The sequence below is a fragment of the Pseudomonas sp. B8(2017) genome, from assembly GCF_002113575.1.
Lineage (GTDB): Bacteria > Pseudomonadota > Gammaproteobacteria > Pseudomonadales > Pseudomonadaceae > Aquipseudomonas > Aquipseudomonas putida_Z.
Window position 1 is genome coordinate 35,094 of record NZ_NEIO01000022.1, and the last position, 16,723, is coordinate 51,816.

Sequence of the window (16,723 nt, forward strand, 5' to 3'; positions counted from 1 at the left end):
CCCGCTCCCACAGGTACAGCGCCCTGTCCACGGGCTGCGCTGTACCTGTGGGAGCGGGTTTACCCGCGAAGAGGCCACTACAGGTTGTCACTTACCCCGCTGCATCCACGCCGCCCCCAGCCCACTGAGGCAGATCACCGAGATGCCCACCAGGCTCAGGGTATCCGGCACCTGGCTATAGACAACCAACCCAAGCAACCCGGCAAACACGATCTGGCAGTAACTGAACGGCGCCAGCAAGGCCGGTGCCGCATGGCGGAAGGCCTGGGTCAGCAGCAGGTGCGCAGTCATGCCAAAGCCACCCAGCGCCAGCATCAGCAGCGCATGGTCCCAACGCGGCATCTCCCAGAAGAACGGCACCAGCGCACTCATCGCCAGGGTGTTGCACAACCCCGCATAGAAGTTGCTGGTGGTCGGGCTGTCATGCGCGGCCAGGATGCGCGTCAGCAACTGATAGAAGCAGAAGCCCAGCGCCGAACCGAACGGATACAGGATGGCCGGGGTGAACATCGCCCCGCCCGGGTGCACCACCACCAGCACACCGATGAAACCCATCACCACCGCCACCCACTGCCCCACCGTCACCCGCTCCTTCAGCAACGGCGCCGACAGCGCGGTGACCAGCACCGGGGCCAGGAAGTTGACCGCCGTGGCCTCGGCCAGCGGCAGGTACTGCAGGCCGGTGGTGAACAGCAGGCTGGTACTCAACAGGCTCAGGGCACGTAACGTCTGCAACAGCGGACGGCGGGTGCGCAGCACGTTGAGGCCGGCCTTGGGCAGGAAGATGCCGGCCATCAACAGCGTGTGCACCACATACCGCGCCCACACCACCATGATGATCGGGTACAGGCCGCCGAGGAACTTGGACAGGGCATCGTGACTGGCGAACAGGAACGTAGCCACCACCACCAGGGCGATGCCGCGCAGGGGTTGGTTGACTCCGGACAGCGGTGTGCTGGAACTCATGGCACTCTCGATGACGGCGCGGCTGGATGCGGCGCCCAGGGAAGGCCGCGCAGGCGTTGCCTGGCGGATGCAACAGCTCGGATTCTAGAAGAGATGCCAAAGAATAAGGAAGTTCAATTGCCGCCAGCCAAGGCCGACTGCAATTTCTGTTCGCTGATCGACCACTTTCCGCCCCGCGCGCATGGCCCGTGGCGTGCTGATCGCCGACCATCGAATGCGAACCCTGCCCACCCTACAAGGAATTTACATGCAAAGGCTCACCACCCGAAACGGCCTGGACCTGCCCGCGATCGGCCTGGGCACCTGGCCAATGACCGGCAGCGAGTGCACCCAGGCCGTGCGCCAGGCGCTTGAAGTGGGTTACCGGCACATCGACACCGCCACTGCCTATGACAACGAAGCCGCCGTCGGCCAGGCCCTGCGCGACAGCGATGTACCGCGCGAGCAGATTCACCTGACCACCAAGGTATGGTGGGATCGCCTGGCGCCCAAGGCCATGCGCCAGTCGCTGGAGGACAGCCTGCGCGCGCTGGGTACCGAGCAGGTCGACCTGTTCCACATCCACTGGCCCGGCCAGGACTGGGACCTGGCCCGCAGCATCGAAACCCTGGTGGCCCTGCGTGACGAGGGCAAGGCGCGCAGCATCGGCGTGGCCAACTTCCCGCTGGGGCTGCTGCGCCAGGTGGTGGAAACCCTGGGCGCGCCATTGTCGGCGATCCAGGTGGAATACCACGTGCTGCTCGGCCAGCAACCGCTGCTGGACTACGCCCGCCGCCACGACCTGCTGCTCACCGCCTACACCCCGCTGGCCCGTGGGCAGGCGGCGGCGCAGCCGGTGATCCAGGCGATCGCCCGCAAGCATGGCGTACTGCCCAGCCAGGTGGCACTACAGTGGTTGCTGGACCAGGACGGCGTGGCGGTGATCCCCAAGGCCGGCAGCCGCGAGAACCAGCTGGCCAACCTGGCGGCGTCGAACGTGCAGCTGGATGACGAGGACCGCGCTGCGATCGCCGGGTTGCCGAAGGACCAGCGGGTGGTGAGCCCGGCGTTTGCGCCGGACTGGGACAGCTAAGCCTTGATCAAGCCTTGAAAGCTTGCACGGCCCATGTGGGAGCGGGTTCACCCGCGAACACCGGCGCAGCCGGTGCCAGCCACCGTGTCGCCTGCTTCGCGGGTGAACCCGCTCCCACAGGTACTGCGCCGGGCCGATCGGCTGCGGTGATTCTGCAGGCCCGCGCAAGGGCACTATGCCGGCGTCATGACCTGCTTCAACCGCTCGTTCGCCGGTGCCGGTCGCCCGTACAGGTAACCCTGGAAGTGCGAGCAACCCTCCGCCGCCAACCGGCGCATTTGCTCTTCCGACTCAACCCCCTCGGCCGTGGTCTTGATCATCAGGCTGTTGGACAGGTCGGTAATAGCGCGGATGATCGACATCGCCTCGCGGCTGTCGCACATGTCATGCACGAACGACTTGTCGATCTTGATCCGGTCGAACGGGAACGAACGCAGGTAGCCCAGCGAGGAATACCCGGTGCCGAAATCATCCAGCGAAATGGACACGCCCAGGTCCTTCAGTGCACGCAGGGTACGCACGTTTTCCTCGCTGTTGCCCAGCAGCACCGACTCGGTGATCTCCAGCTCCAGCCGCTGCGGCGGCAGGCCTGAGTCGGCCAGCGCCAGGGCCACGGTGTGCACCAGGTTGGCATTCTTGAACTGCACCGCCGACAGGTTGACCGACACCGTCTGCTCACTGTCCCAGCTGGCCGCCTCCTGGCAGGCCAGGTTCAGCGCCCGGTTGCCCAGTTCGTGGATCAGCCCGGTTTCCTCGGCGATGGGGATGAAGTCCATGGGCATGACCATGCCGCGGGTCGGGTGCTCCCAGCGCAGCAACGCCTCATAGCCGGTAACGCTGCTGGTCTGCTGGTCGACCACCGGCTGGTAGTGCAGCTGCAACTGGCCCAGGTGCAGCGCGGTGCGCAGGTCGGTTTCCACCAGGCGGCGCTGGCGGGCGGCGACGTCCAGTTCGACGTTGAAGCACTCGTAGCGGTTGCGGCCGTTGCGCTTGGCCTCGTACAGCGCCATGTCGGCGTAGCCCAGCAGTTGCTCGGCCTGGTCGCTGTCATCAGGCGCAATGGCAATACCGATGCTCACCCCCACCGTGAACTGGTGCCCCTCGATCTGGAACGGCGGGCAGATCGCGTTGATCAGGCGCTGCGCAGTGTTGCATGCGGCCTCCCGGCCCTCCAGGCCGGTCAGCACCACGGCAAACTCGTCGCCGCCCAGGCGGGCCAGGGTGTCGTGTTCGCGCAGCTCGCGGCGCAGGCGCTTGCCCAGCGCGCGCAGCAGCTTGTCGCCAAAGGCGTGGCCCAGCGAATCGTTGATGTTCTTGAAGTTGTCCAGGTCCAGGCACAGGGCGGCGGTCAGCTTGGCGTGCTCGCTGTCACGCACCAGCGCCTGGCGCAGGCGTTCGTTGAACAGGGTGCGGTTGGGCAGCCCGGTCAGCGCATCGTGGTGCGCCATGTGGTGGATCTGCGCGTGGGCGGCCAGCTCTTCTGTGGCGTCTTCGGCAACGAACAGCACGTAGTCGGCCTGGCCTTCACGGTTCTGGCTGAGCAAGGTGCGGCTGCGCAGGGTGCGTGGGCCGCAGGCCGTGTCGACCCGGGTTTCGGCGGCATGGCCCTTGGTGCTGCGGGCGCCACGGGCCAGTTGCTGTTCCAGGTAACCGGCAACACCCGGTGCCAGGCATTCGCCGGGCAACTGCCCGGTCATCCTGCGCTGCGGCCCGCCGAACAGGCGTTCGGCCTGCTGGTTGGCCAGCAGGATGCGCTGGCTTTCGAGGTCCTGGACAATGACGCTGGCGGGGATGTTGGCAATCACCGAATCAAGAAACTGCGACAGCTTGGTCATTTCCTGGCTGTACTGCTCGGCCAGTTCCTTGGCCTGCAGCAGTTCCAGCTCTTGCCGGTGGTGCTCGGAAATGTCGCGGGTGACCTTGGCGAAGCCCACCAGTTGCCCGGCATCGTCGTACACCGCGTCGATCACCACATGGGCATGGAAGGTCGTGCCGTCCTTGCGCAGGCGCGAACCGGTCTCTTCGAAGCGCCCGGTGCTGCGCGCCTGCTCAAGGTTGAGCGCGGGCAGCCCGGCGGCGCGCTCGGCATCGGTATAGAACAACGAGTAGTGCTGGCCGACGATTTCCTCGGCCAGGTAGCCCTTGGCGCGCTGGGCGCCGGGGTTCCAGTTGGCGACGATTCCTTCGGGGGTGAGCAGGTAGAAGGCATAGTCCACCACACTCTGGATCAACAGCCGGTACATGATGTCGGGGCTTGCGACTAGCGACATGAACTTTACCTGGGCCTTCGAAAGGCGTGAAAAGGATTGGTGGCATTATGCCTCCGATGACGATTTTGTGAAGTAGCTCACAAAAAGCCACGATCCCTTCAATTTGCGAACGAAGGCTGGCAACCCCTCAATGGCGGGCGCCCGTCACCAGGAAGTTGAGCAAGCCCGGTTCGTCATCCAGGGCTATGGGCTGCGCCGGGCGCGACAGCTCGGCCAGCACGGCATTGCAGAAGGCCACGGCAGGCATGTCCTGTGCGTAACAGCGCATCAGCCAGTCGCCCTCGCCGCCCAGCAGTTGCAATGCCACCGCCCGGCCGATGCCCTGTCGGCGGTACTTTTTCAGGATGAACAGGTCGGCCAGTTCGAACGCGTCGATGCCCGGCAGCTCGCTGCGTTCGACCAGCACGAAACCGGCGATGAAACCATCTGCCAGCACCAGGTACGCGCCCCAGCCATCGGCCTGCCAGTAACGTTGCAGGTGCTCGTCATGGATATAGAAGCGGCCGTCCACTTCGACGTCTTCCTGCTCCCAGTCCGAGGACTCGTAGGCGTAGAACTGGTAGAGGTTGCGAATCAGCGGGGCCTGGTCGGCAGTGGTTGCCAGCAGTTCGATGGGCAGCATGGTGCGAGGGCTCGGGTAAAAAGGCGGATTCTAGATCAACAGCCCCTGGCAGCAAAAAGCCCAGGCCCTCCCCGCACGGAAAGGCCCAGGCCAAAACCAGTCATCGATTGCTAGGCGCCCCTGTGGGAGCGGGCATGCCCTCGAACACCGGCAAAGCCGGTGCCATACACCGCGGTGCCTCTTCGCGGGCACGCCCGCTCCCACAGGGATCCCTTCAGGGCTCAGCTGTTTTGCAACGCACGCGGGCGGTGGCTGCGCGCCTCGGCGTCCGGCGCCTTGGCCGCCTGCAGGTGGAAGTCGAACGCCAGCTCGGCAAAGCGTTCGCCCTCTACGCCGCGATCACGCGCCGCCGCAGCATCCTCGACAAAGCGCAGCTCGCCGACCAGCTCGTCACGGGTGGCATAGGCAAAGTCATCCCACAGGTACTTGTCGCCGGCCAGGTTTATCTGCGTGGTCAGATGGCGGTGCCCCGGCGCCGAGATGAAGAAGTGCACGTGCGCCGGGCGCTGGCCGTGACGGCCAAGCAGGTCCAGGCACTCCTGGGTTGGCCCCTGCGGGTCGCAGCCGTACCCCGACGGCACGATGGAGCGCGCGCGGTAACGCCCTTCGGCATCGGTGATGATGCGCCGGCGCAGGTTGTACTCGGACTGGGTGGAGTCGAAGTACGAATAGGTGCCCTGGGTGTTGGCGTGCCACAGGTCAACGGTGGCGCCGGCCAACGGCTTGCCTTCGGTATCGAACACCTGGCCCTGGAGGAACATCACCACGCCCGGGTCGCTGCCGTCGTCCATGCGCGCTTCGCCCTGCGCCAGCGGCGCCCCCGCCACATACAGCGGGCCTTCGATGGTGCGCGGGGTGCCGCCAGTCAGGCCGGCCTCGGCGTCCTTGGCATCCTGCAGCAGGTCGAGGAAGTGCTCGATGCCCAGCCCCGCCGCCAGCAGGCCGGCTTCGTTACGGCCACCCAGGCGGTTGAGGTAGTCGACGGCATGCCAGAACTCGTCTTCGGTGATTTCCAGGTCTTCGACCAGGCGTGCAGTGTCCTGCAGCACACGCAGGATGATCTGCTTGAAGCGTGGGTTGCCTTCGGCATGGCCCAGGCCGGCCACTTCCTTGAAGAACGCCTGAACATCGGCAGTATGGGAAATTTTCACGGTCATCGTGCTTGCCTCATCTTGTTCTTGTCAGGTAGACAGGTGCGACTCAGCGGTCGTCGCTGTGAATCGACGAGGGGTGCCGGCACAGGCCGTCGACCTCGATGTCCATGTACGGAAACAGCGGCAGCTGCATCAGGGTGTCGTGCAGCGCCTCGACGCTGGGCACGTCGAACACGCTGTAGTTGGCGTAGTGCCCGGCAATGCGCCACAAGTGGCGCCAGGTGCCTTCGCGCTGCAGGCGCTGGGCCAGTTCCTTTTCGTCGGCCTTGAGCCGGGCGGCCTTGGCCGGGTCCATGTCGACCGGCAGTTTCACGGTCATCTTCACGTGGAACAGCATGCTGGTATCTCCTTTCTCTGATTTGGCGCGAACACTGTGGGAGCGGGCGAGCCCGCGAACACGGGCGAAGCCCGTGCTATCCACCGCGTCGCCTGCTTCGCGGCTAAAGCCGCTCCCACAGGAACAGCGTTGCTCTCGAGGTTGTCGCTGTACCTGTGGGATCGCGCCAAGTTTTAAAATTTGAGCAAGACAGTTGCTCCCACAGGGGTTGTGTGTTCTTTCAGCCAGCGTGACTCAGCGGCGGGCGAAGCGCGCCAGGCGCTGTTCGTCCAGGGTCAGGCCCAGGCCCGGGGTACTTGGAATGTGCAGCTGGAAGTCGCGGTACTGCGGCGGCTCGTTGACGATTTCTTCGGTCAGCAGCAGCGGCCCGAACAGCTCGGTGCCCCAGGTGAGCTGGCGCAGGGTCAGGAAGGCGTGAGCCGAAGCCAGGGTGCCGATCGAGCCTTCGAGCATGGTCCCGCCATACAGGGCGATGCCGGCAGCCTCGGCGATTTGCGCGGTGCGCAGCACGGCGCGCGGGCCACCGTTCTTGGCTATTTTCAAGGCGAAGATGCTGGCCGCGCCGTCGGCGGCCAGGCTGAAGGCGTCCTCGACGCTTTCGATCGACTCGTCGGCCATGATCGGCGCCGGGCTGCGCTGGTTCAGGCGCACCTGGCCGCTGCGGTTGATGCGCGAAATCGGTTGCTCGATCAGGTCGATGCCGTTGTCGCCAAGCACCTGGCAGGCACGGATGGCCTGGGATTCGTCCCAGTACTGGTTGACGTCGACCCGCACGCTGGCGCTGTCGCCCAGCTCGCGCTTGATCGCCACCACGTGCCTGAGGTCCTGGGCCAACGGGTTGGCGCCGATCTTCAGCTTGAACACCCGATGCCGGCGAATCTCCAGCATGTGCTGGGCTTCGGCAATGTCGCGGGCGGTGTCGCCGCTGGCCAGGGTCCAGGCCACTTCCAGGCTGTCGCGCACGCGGCCACCCAGCAGTTCGCTGACCGGCAGGCCCAGGCGCTTGCCCTGGGCATCGAGCAAGGCGCTCTCGATACCCGACTTGGCAAAGGTGTTGCCCTTGGCCAGCTTGTCCAGCTTGAGCATGGCGGCGTTGATGTTGTCTGCCGGCAGGCCGATCAGCGCCGGCGCCAGGTGCGCATCGATGTTGGCCTTGATGCCCTCGGGGCTTTCGTAGCCATAGGCCAGGCCGCCGATGGTGGTGGCCTCGCCGATGCCTTCCACGCCATCACTGCAGCGAACACGCAATACCACCAGGGTCTGCTGCTGCATGGTGTGCATCGCCAGCTTGTGCGGGCGAATGGTCGGCAGGTCGACGATAATTGCCTCTATACGTTCAATCAGCGCGCTTGTCATTGTTGCCAGGTCCCGTGGTTTCGGGCTGCCAGCCGCAGGCCCGAGTAGTGCATTTACTTGCTTGTTCAAGGATTGCGCGAGACCCTGATAGCCGTCCAATATCGAATGAATCTCCCACCATACCCTGGAGGTCTGATGGAGCTGCGCCACCTGCGTTACTTCAAGGTCCTGGCCGAAACCCTGAACTTCACTCGCGCCGCCGAGCTGCTGCACATTGCCCAGCCACCGCTGAGCCGGCAGATCAGCCAACTCGAGGACCAGCTCGGTACCTTGCTGGTGGTGCGCGACCGCCCGCTGCGGCTGACCGAGGCGGGCCGATTCTTCTACGAGCAGAGCTGCACCGTGCTGCAGCAGTTGGAGAACATAAGCGACAATACCCGCCGCATCGGTCAGGGCCAGCGCCAGTGGCTGGGGATCGGCTTTGCCCCCTCGACCCTGTACAAGGTGCTGCCGGAGCTGATCCGCGAACTGCGCCAGGACAGCGAGCTGGAACTGGGCCTGAACGAGATGACCACGCTGCAGCAGGTGGAGGCGCTGAAAAGCGGGCGCATCGACATCGCCTTCGGGCGCATTCGCATCGATGACCCGGCCATTCACCAGCAAGTGCTGTGCGAGGACCCGCTGGTGGCTGTATTGCCCAAGGGCCACCCGCTGGCGAGCAGCCCGCTTACCCTTGCCCAGCTGGCTGGCGAGGCGTTCATCCTCTACCCGGCCAACCCGCGGCCCAGCTATGCCGACCATGTGCTGGCACTGTTCGCCCACCACGGCATGAGCATCCGCGTCAGCCAGTGGGCCAACGAACTGCAGACCGCCATCGGCCTGGTGGCCGTCGGCGTAGGCGTGACCCTGGTGCCGGCGTCGGTGCAGCAGCAGCACCGCACCGATATCGAATATGTAAGCCTGCTCGACAGCGGCGCCGTCAGCCCGATCATCCTCAGCCGGCGCATGGGCGATGTGAGCCCGATCGTGCAGCGCTGCCTGGCATTGATTGCACAACAGGCCGAATGAGCGCGCGCTCCTGCAGGATCGACAGTCTGTCTAGATACCTGAAGCTTGCGCGGACCCTGTGGGAGCGGGCGTGCCCGCGAACACGGGCGAAGCCCGTGCCAGCCACCGTATCGCCTGTTTCGCGGGCACGCCCGCTCCCACAGGGTCCCCGCCAATCCGCAGGAACGGCCTGATATCGCCCCCTGGTCATCATCAACCAACAGGAAAAACCAGCATGATTCACGGCAAGACACTGCAAGCATGGTGCAGCTCCCACCCCCTGATCGAAGACCTGGTGGCCCTGCGCGAAACCCGTTGGTTCAACCCGCACATCGCTCCTGCCGCCCGGGCCCTGGCCGATGTCGGCCTGAGCGCAGCCGATGTCAGTGCCGCCAGTGCCCGGCTGGCACGCTTTGCTTCCTACCTGGCCAGCGTGTTCCCGGATACCGCCGCCACCGGCGGCATCATCGAGTCGCCACTGCGCCCGCTGCCCACCCTGCACGCCACCTTGCTGCAGGCAGCGGGCCTGCCAGCCAGCGGTTCACTCTGGCTCAAGGCCGACAGCGAGCTGCCGATCTCGGGTTCGATCAAGGCCCGCGGCGGTATTCATGAAGTGCTCAAGCATGCCGAAGACCTCGCTCTGGAGGCCGGCCTGATCAGCCTCGACAGCGATTACCGGGAACTGGCCAGCGACCAGGCCCGGCAATTCTTCAGCCAGTACAAGGTTGCGGTCGGCTCGACCGGCAACCTCGGGCTGTCGATCGGCATCATGAGCGCCAGGCTGGGCTTTCAGGCCACCGTGCACATGTCGGCCGATGCCCGCCAATGGAAGAAGGACAAACTGCGCGCCCATGGCGTGAAGGTGGTCGAGTACGAAAGCGACTACAGCGTGGCAGTGGAGCAAGGGCGCCAGCAGGCGGCGGCGGACCCGAGCTGCTACTTCGTCGACGACGAGAACTCGCCACACCTGTTCCTCGGCTATGCAGTGGCGGCCGAGCGGCTGGCCGTCCAGTTCGAGGCCGCGGGTATCAAGGTGGATGCCGAGCACCCGCTGTTCGTCTACCTGCCCTGCGGGGTCGGCGGCGGCCCGGGTGGCGTGGCGTTCGGCCTGAAGCTGATCTGGGGCGACCATGTGCACTGCATCTTCGCCGAGCCCACCCACTCGCCCTGCATGTTCCTGGGGGTGTATAGCGGTTTGCATGACGCCACCAGCGTGCAGGATTTCGGCATCGACAACCTGACCGCCGCCGACGGCCTGGCGGTAGGCCGCCCTTCCGGCTTTGTCGGCAAAGCGATGCAGCGTTTGCTCGATGGTTATTACACGGTCAGCGACGAGGCGCTGTACCGGCTGTTGGTGCTGGCCCATGACCAGGAGAACGCGCGGCTGGAGCCTTCGGCGCTGGCGGGGATGCCGGGCATGGTCAGGGTACTTGAATCGCCTGAGTACCTGGCGCGGATGGGCCTGTCGGCTGGGCGCATGGAGCGGGCCACGCACCTGGTGTGGGGGACCGGTGGCAGCATGGTGCCGGAGGCGGAGTTTGCGGCCTATCTGGCCAAAGGAAGGGGCTGAGGAATCGTCTCTGCTTTGATGCTTGTGGGAGCGGCCTTGCGTCGCGAAAGGGCCGCACAGCGGCCCCGGCAATCCATGCGACACCGCTGACATCCTGGGGCTGCTTTGCAGCCCTTTCGCGACGCAAGGCCGCTCCCACAAAAAAGCAGAAGCATACCGGGCAGGATTCGAGTTCGACCTACCCCGGCAGGCTATAACGCTCGGCAAAGTACTGCCGGAAAAAGTCCACCGCCACCCGCACCTTGGCCGAACTTGCCAGCGGCGTGGTGTACACCGCCCAGATATCCGCCGGCTGGTGATAGTCCTCCAGCACCTGCACCAGGCGCCCGTCCTGCAGGCTGTCGTGCACATCCCACCAGGAACGCAGCAATATCCCGCGCCCGTCCAGGCACCACTGGTGCGCCACTTCGCCATGGTTGCTCGACAAACCGCCGGTTACCCGCACCCCCTCCTCACCCTCCGGGCCCATCAGCTGCCACACGCCAAACGGGTGGTCGCGCTCCTTGATCACCAGGCAGTCATGGCTGGCCAGGTCGCCCAGCACCTTGGGCGTGCCGCGCCGGGCCAGGTACGCCGGCGCGGCGCACAGCACCCGGCGGTTGCGCGCCAGCGGCTTGGCAATCAGGTTGGGGGCGATGGCGTTGCCCACGCGGATATCCAGGTCGACGCCTTCGGCGATCAGGTCCACCAGGCGGTCATGCACGTCCAGGCGAATGTCCAGCCGCGGGTAGCGCTCGGCCAGCTCCGACAAGGCTGGCGCCACGAAGCGCCGGCCCAGGCCCAGGCTGCTGGCGATGCGCAGTTGCCCGGCCGGCTCGCGGTGCTGGGCGCTGATGTCATCACCCATGCGCTGCACCGCATCGAAAATCTGCAGCGCCCACTGGTACACCCGCTCGCCCTCCTCGCTCACCGTTACCCGCCGGGTGGTGCGGTGCAACAGGCGCACTTCCAGGGTTTGCTCGAGCATGCGAATGCGCTTGCTGATGTACGCCGCCGACATGCCCAGCTCATCGGCCACGGCCGCGAAGCTGGCGCGCCTGGCCACTTGCAGGAAGATGTTGAGGTCGTCGAGGTTGGGCAGATTATTCACGTAGCGTGTTCCAAGAATCCATGAATGGCTAGATTATCTCCGGATCAAGCCCTTATAGCATGGCCAGCACCTGTTCCCTAGACAACGAGTGCACCCCATGAGCAAGACTTTCAGAATCGCGGCAATCCCCGGCGATGGCATCGGCAACGAAGTACTGCCTGAAGGCATTCGCGTGGTCGAGGCCGCTGCGCGCAAGCACGGCCTGGACATCAGCTTCGAGTTCTTCGAGTGGGCCAGCTGCGATTACTACCTGGCCCACGGCAAGATGATGCCGGACGACTGGTTCGAACAGCTCAAGGGTTTCGACGCCCTGTACTTCGGCGCAGTGGGCTGGCCTGACAAGGTACCGGACCACATCTCCCTGTGGGGTTCACTGCTCAAGTTCCGCCGCGACTTCGACCAGTACGTGAACATCCGCCCGGTGCGCCTGTTCCCCGGCGTACCTTGCCCACTGGCTGGCCGTGAGCCAGGTGACATCGACTTCGTGGTCATTCGCGAGAACACCGAGGGCGAGTACTCGTCGCTGGGCGGGCGCATGTTCGACGGCACCGAGAACGAGTTCGTGCTGCAGGAGTCGGTGTTCACCCGCCGCGGCGTCGACCGCATCCTCAAGTACGCCTTCGATGTGGCCCAGACCCGCCAGCGCAAGCATGTCACCTCGGCCACCAAGTCCAACGGCATGGCCGTGAGCATGCCGTACTGGGACGAGCGCACGGCGGCGATGGCTGCCAATTATCCGGAAATCAGCTGGGACAAGCAGCACATCGATATCCTCTGCGCGCGCTTCGTGCTGCAACCGGACCGCTTCGACGTGGTGGTGGCCTCGAACCTGTTCGGCGACATCCTCTCCGACCTCGGCCCAGCCTGCGCCGGCACCATCGGCATCGCGCCATCGGCCAACCTCAACCCCGAGCGCAAGTTCCCGTCGCTGTTCGAACCGGTGCACGGTTCGGCGCCGGACATCTACGGCAAGAACATCGCCAACCCGATCGCGATGATCTGGTCCGGTGCGCTGATGCTCGACTTCCTCGGCAACGACGGCGCCGACCCGCGCTATCGCGCCGCCCACGACGACATCCTCAAGGCCATCGAGCAGGTCATCGCCGCCGGTGACGTGACCCGCGACATGGGCGGGCAGCAGTCCACCCAGCAAGTGGGCCAGGCAATTACCGCGCTGGTCGAGGCCTGATCCACCAGGGCCGATTGTCAGAAGTGTCTGACAATCGGCCCTTTGGCTCTTGCGAGCGGCGTGGATTGTATGCAAAATCCGTTAACCATTAGATATTCGTAAACCATAGGTTAACGACCAAGGAAGGAGTGGTACTGCAACACCCCGGATGCCTGCCGGGTAAAACAAGTACGCCAACGTCCCAGGAGACGATGATGTCGCACAAGAATAAAAAGATTGATGTGTTCCTGATTACCGTGAGCCTGATTGCCGTGCTGCTCACCGTGATCGGCCTTGCAGCCTTCCCCGCCCAGGCGGAAAGCGCCGCCAACCAGTTGTTCGAACTGTCCACCCGCACCTTCGGTACCAGCGTGCAGGTGCTGGTGTTCGGCAGTACCCTGGCCGTGCTGTACCTGGCCTTCAGCAAGTACGGCAACATCCGCCTGGGCAGCGGCAAGCCCGAATACGCCACCGCCACCTGGGTGTTCATGTTCATCTGCGCCGGCATGGGCTCGTCGACCCTGTACTGGGGCGTGATGGAATGGGCCTACTACTACCAGACCCCAGGCCTGAACATCGCCGCGGCCAGCCCCAAGGCGCTCGAGTACAGCGTTGGCTACTCGTTCTTCCACTGGGGCATCAGCGCCTGGTCGATCTATGCCCTGGCCTCGCTGGCCATGGCCTACCACTTCCATGTGCGCAAGAAGAGCGGCCTGAACCTGGCCTCGATCGTCGAAGCGGTGACCGGCTTCAAGGCTACCGGGCCGGTAGGCCGTAGCGTCGACCTGATCTTCCTGCTGACCATGATGGGCGCGCTGACCGTGTCGCTGGCCCTCACCGCCTCCACCCTCACCCGCGGCCTGCACGACCTGGCCGGCACCCCGGACACCTTCACCGTGCAGCTGCTGGTGATCGGTGGCGTGGCAGTGATGTTCTCGCTCAGTTCCTACATCGGCATCGATGGCGGCCTGCAGCGCCTGAGCAAGATGGTGTGCATCGGCGCGCTGGTGTTCGCCGCGGTGATCCTGCTGGTCGGCCCGACCCAGTTCACCATCAACAACACCGCCAACTCGATTGGCCTGATGATCCAGAACTACGTGCACATGAGCCTGTTCACCGACCCGGCCGGCGACGGTGCCTTCACCCGCAACTGGACGGTGTTCTACTGGCTGTGGTGGGTGTCGTACGCACCAGGCGTGGCCATGTTCGTGACCCGCGTTTCGCGCGGCCGGCAGATCAAGGAAGTGGTGCTGGCCCTGCTGCTGGGTGGCAGCTTCGGTTGCTGGTTCTTCTTCGGCGCGCTGGAAAGCTACAGCATGCACCAGTTCATCACCGGTGCGGTGGATGTACCGAAGATGCTCGCCGAACAAGGCGGCGAATCGGCCGTGACCCACCTGCTGCTGGCGTTGCCATGGGGCCAGGTGTTCCTCGGTGTGTACCTGTTCATCATGGCCATCTTCTGTGCCTCGCACATGGATGCCGCAGCCTATGCGGTAGCCGCCACCAGCACCCGCAACCTGCGTGAAGGCGACGACCCGACACCGACCCACCGCCTGTTCTGGTGCGTGGTGCTGACCCTGGTGCCACTGGCCATGCTGTTCGCCAAGGCCTCGCTGTCGACCATGAAGACCGCCGTGGTGCTGACCGCCATCCCGTTCATGGTGATCCTGCTGGTGAAGATCTACGGCTTCTTCAAGTGGATGATCGCCGACTACGGCCAGGTATCGGCCCACCTGATCGACGAAGAAGCGGCCCGCATGGCTGGCGAAGAGCCAACCGAGCAGGCCCCGCGCAGCGCCGCTGCGGTGCACTGACCGATGCTGTAGAAAGCGAGCTTGCTCGCGATGGGGCTGCCAGGCAGCCCCAGGATAGCTGCAAATTTTTTTGCCTGATCTGTTAACCAACAGATACGCGTTAACCAATAAATACAAACCGAGCTTGTGAGAAACCTGTCATGAACGACTTCAAACGCCTGCCCGCCGATTTCTGCGCGAACGCCGACGAGGCCTTCACCATCCCCGCCAATTTCTACACCCAGGCCGCGGTGTTCGAGCACGAGAAGGAAGCGATCTTCGCTCGCAGCTGGATCTGCGTGGGCCACCGTAGTGAAGTGGCAGAGAACAACGCCTACATCACCCGCGAAGTGATTGGCGAAAGCATCATCGTCGTACGTGGCCGTGACAGCGTGCTGCGCGCGTTCTACAACGTCTGCCCGCACCGCGGCCACCAGCTGCTCAGCGGCAGCGGCAAGGCCAAGAACGTCATCACCTGCCCGTACCACGCCTGGACCTTCAAGCTCGACGGCGAACTGGCCCACGCCCGCAACTGCGACAACGTGGTCAACTTCGACAAGGAAAACTCCACCCTGGTGCAGCTGCGCGTAGAGGAATACGCCGGCTTCATCTTCATCAACATGGACATGGACGCAGGCTCGGTAGAAGACCAGTTGCCAGGCCTGCAGGCACGCATGCGTGAAGCTTGCGCGGTGATCGACGACCTGCACCTGGCCGCGCGCTTCGTCAGCGACACCCCGGCCAACTGGAAGTCGATCGTCGACAACTACCTGGAGTGCTACCACTGCGCCCCTGCCCACCCGGGCTTCTCCGACTCGGTGGACGTTGGCCAGTACAGCCACAGCCTGCACGGCAACTGGACCCTGCAATACGGCCTGGCCAAGCCTTCGGAGCAGTCGTTCAAGTTCGACGAGAATGTGAAAGACCCATCGTTCGCCGGTTTCTGGGCCTGGCCTTGCACCATGTTCAACGTGCCGCCAGGAGCCAACTTCATGACCGTGATCTACGAGTTCCCGGTCGATGCCGAAACCACCCTGCAGCACTACGACATCTACTTCCTCAACAAGGACATCAGCGAAGAGCAGCAGAAGCTGATCGACTGGTACCGCGAAGTGTTCCGCCCGGAAGACCTGCGCCTGGTCGAAAGCGTGCAGAAGGGCCTGAAGTCCCGTGGCTACCGTGGCCAGGGCCGGATCATGGCCGACCGCGAGCGCAGCGGCATGAGCGAACACGGCATTGCCCACTTCCACAACCTGATCGCCGTGGCCCACCTCGACGATTGATGGCAACCGCTCCACGTTTTTTGCACGTAAAGGTGCGCGGCAGGGCCTGCCGCGCACCCAGGCAGTCGAGGTGAACCATGGCCAACACATATGAAATGTTCAGCGTGCAGGTTACCGCGGTGGAACAAGCCACGCCGCTGATCAAGCGCTTTACCCTGGCCCGCGAAGACGGCGCGGCGATGCCCGCCTTCACCGGTGGCAGCCACGTCATCGTGCAGATGCACGGCACCGACGGCAGCCAGTTCAGCAACGCCTACTCGTTGATGAGCGACCCGCGCGACACCCGCAGCTACCAGATTGGCGTGCGCCTGGAGGAGCAGTCCAAGGGCGGCTCGGCGTTCATGCACCAGCAGGTGGAAGTGGGCACCCGCCTGACCATTTCCTCGCCCAACAACCTGTTCGCGCTGGACCCGACCGCCGGCCGCCATGTGCTGATTGCCGGCGGCATCGGCATTACCCCGTTCCTGGCGCAACTGCATGAACTGGAAGGCGCCAGTGCCGACTACGAACTGCACTATGCCTTCCGCGCGCCGGAGCACGGGGCGTTCCAGGACCAGCTGGCCAACGGCCCGCACGCCGCCAACACCCGTTTCTACATCGACAGCCTCGACCGCAAGCTCGACCTGGCCGCCCTGTGCGCGGGCCTGGACGAGCAGGCGCACCTGTACGTGTGCGGCCCCAAACCACTGATCGACGCGGTCATCGCCTGCGCCGCCGAGGCCGGCATTGCCGAGCACCGCGTGCATTGGGAACAGTTTGCCGCCACTCCGGTCACCGGCAGTGCCTTTACCGTGGTGCTGGCGCAGTCGGGTGTGGAGCTGCAGGTGGAAGAAGGCATGACCATCCTGCAGGCCATCGAGAAGTCCAAAGCCGCCAAGGTCGAGTGCCTGTGCCGCGAAGGCGTGTGCGGCACCTGCGAGACGGCCATCCTCGAGGGTGAAGCCGAGCATTACGACCAGTACCTGAGCGACGAAGAAAAGGCTGCCCAGCAGAGCATCATGCTGTGCGTCTCGCGTGCTCGTACTGCCCGCTTGGTGCTCGACTTGTAATAACCC

At 64.6% G+C, this 16,723-nt stretch carries 14 protein-coding genes; 7 read left to right on the forward strand and 7 right to left on the reverse strand.

Annotated features, from left to right (window positions below):
* Positions 1-87: 87 nt before the first annotated feature.
* Positions 88-966, reverse strand: a complete 879-nt coding sequence (locus CAG22_RS23310) for a DMT family transporter (protein ID WP_015270753.1) — start codon at positions 964-966, stop codon at positions 88-90.
* A 247-nt stretch (positions 967-1,213) separates the two neighbouring features.
* Between CAG22_RS23310 and CAG22_RS23315 the strand changes: the two genes are divergently transcribed.
* Entirely contained in the window at positions 1,214-2,038 is an 825-nt protein-coding gene (locus CAG22_RS23315) for an aldo/keto reductase (protein ID WP_085706266.1), read from the forward strand.
* 173 nt (positions 2,039-2,211) lie between these two features.
* Here the strand turns inward: CAG22_RS23315 and CAG22_RS23320 are convergent, their stop codons facing one another.
* The 5 genes from CAG22_RS23320 to CAG22_RS23345 all read right to left on the reverse strand — a co-directional run bounded on the left by CAG22_RS23320 (position 2,212) and on the right by CAG22_RS23345 (position 7,777).
* Entirely contained in the window at positions 2,212-4,308 is a 2,097-nt protein-coding gene (locus CAG22_RS23320; protein WP_085692770.1) for a bifunctional diguanylate cyclase/phosphodiesterase, read from the reverse strand.
* Positions 4,309-4,435: 127 nt separating this feature from the next.
* On the reverse strand, positions 4,436-4,930 hold the full coding sequence (locus CAG22_RS23325) for a GNAT family N-acetyltransferase (protein ID WP_025338763.1): 495 nt from the start codon (positions 4,928-4,930) through the stop codon (positions 4,436-4,438).
* A 221-nt stretch (positions 4,931-5,151) separates the two neighbouring features.
* Positions 5,152-6,087, reverse strand: a complete 936-nt coding sequence (gene catA, locus CAG22_RS23330; RefSeq protein WP_085692769.1) for a catechol 1,2-dioxygenase — start codon at positions 6,085-6,087, stop codon at positions 5,152-5,154.
* A 43-nt stretch (positions 6,088-6,130) separates the two neighbouring features.
* Positions 6,131-6,421, reverse strand: a complete 291-nt coding sequence (catC, locus tag CAG22_RS23335) for a muconolactone Delta-isomerase (RefSeq protein WP_013973066.1) — start codon at positions 6,419-6,421, stop codon at positions 6,131-6,133.
* A 234-nt stretch (positions 6,422-6,655) separates the two neighbouring features.
* Entirely contained in the window at positions 6,656-7,777 is a 1,122-nt protein-coding gene (locus CAG22_RS23345; protein WP_085692767.1) for a muconate cycloisomerase family protein, read from the reverse strand.
* Between the two features lie 135 nt (positions 7,778-7,912).
* Between CAG22_RS23345 and catR the strand changes: the two genes are divergently transcribed.
* Both catR and CAG22_RS23355 read left to right on the forward strand, forming a co-directional pair.
* Complete coding sequence (catR, locus tag CAG22_RS23350; RefSeq protein ID WP_085692766.1) at positions 7,913-8,785, forward strand: HTH-type transcriptional regulator CatR; 873 nt, start codon at positions 7,913-7,915, stop codon at positions 8,783-8,785.
* Between the two features lie 214 nt (positions 8,786-8,999).
* Positions 9,000-10,334 (forward strand): D-serine ammonia-lyase, encoded by a 1,335-nt coding sequence (locus tag CAG22_RS23355; RefSeq protein ID WP_085706267.1) that lies wholly within the window; start codon positions 9,000-9,002, stop codon positions 10,332-10,334.
* A gap of 178 nt (positions 10,335-10,512) precedes the next feature.
* Here CAG22_RS23355 and CAG22_RS23360 read toward each other — a convergent pair whose 3' ends face one another.
* A complete protein-coding gene (locus tag CAG22_RS23360; protein WP_025338757.1) occupies positions 10,513-11,424 on the reverse strand; it encodes a LysR substrate-binding domain-containing protein in 912 nt (303 codons plus the stop codon).
* Between the two features lie 97 nt (positions 11,425-11,521).
* Between CAG22_RS23360 and CAG22_RS23365 the strand changes: the two genes are divergently transcribed.
* The 4 genes from CAG22_RS23365 to CAG22_RS23380 all read left to right on the forward strand — a co-directional run bounded on the left by CAG22_RS23365 (position 11,522) and on the right by CAG22_RS23380 (position 16,717).
* Positions 11,522-12,613, forward strand: coding sequence for a tartrate dehydrogenase (locus CAG22_RS23365; protein ID WP_085706268.1), 1,092 nt, complete (start codon positions 11,522-11,524; stop codon positions 12,611-12,613).
* Between the two features lie 194 nt (positions 12,614-12,807).
* Positions 12,808-14,406: a BCCT family transporter gene (locus tag CAG22_RS23370; protein ID WP_025338755.1), complete on the forward strand. Its 1,599-nt coding sequence runs from the start codon at positions 12,808-12,810 to the stop codon at positions 14,404-14,406.
* A 140-nt stretch (positions 14,407-14,546) separates the two neighbouring features.
* The gene (locus CAG22_RS23375; protein ID WP_085706269.1) at positions 14,547-15,668 is read left to right on the forward strand and encodes an aromatic ring-hydroxylating dioxygenase subunit alpha; all 1,122 of its coding nucleotides are present in this window, start codon (positions 14,547-14,549) and stop codon (positions 15,666-15,668) included.
* Between the two features lie 77 nt (positions 15,669-15,745).
* Positions 15,746-16,717, forward strand: coding sequence for a PDR/VanB family oxidoreductase (locus tag CAG22_RS23380; protein WP_085593086.1), 972 nt, complete (start codon positions 15,746-15,748; stop codon positions 16,715-16,717).
* The last annotated feature ends 6 nt before the right edge of the window (positions 16,718-16,723 follow it).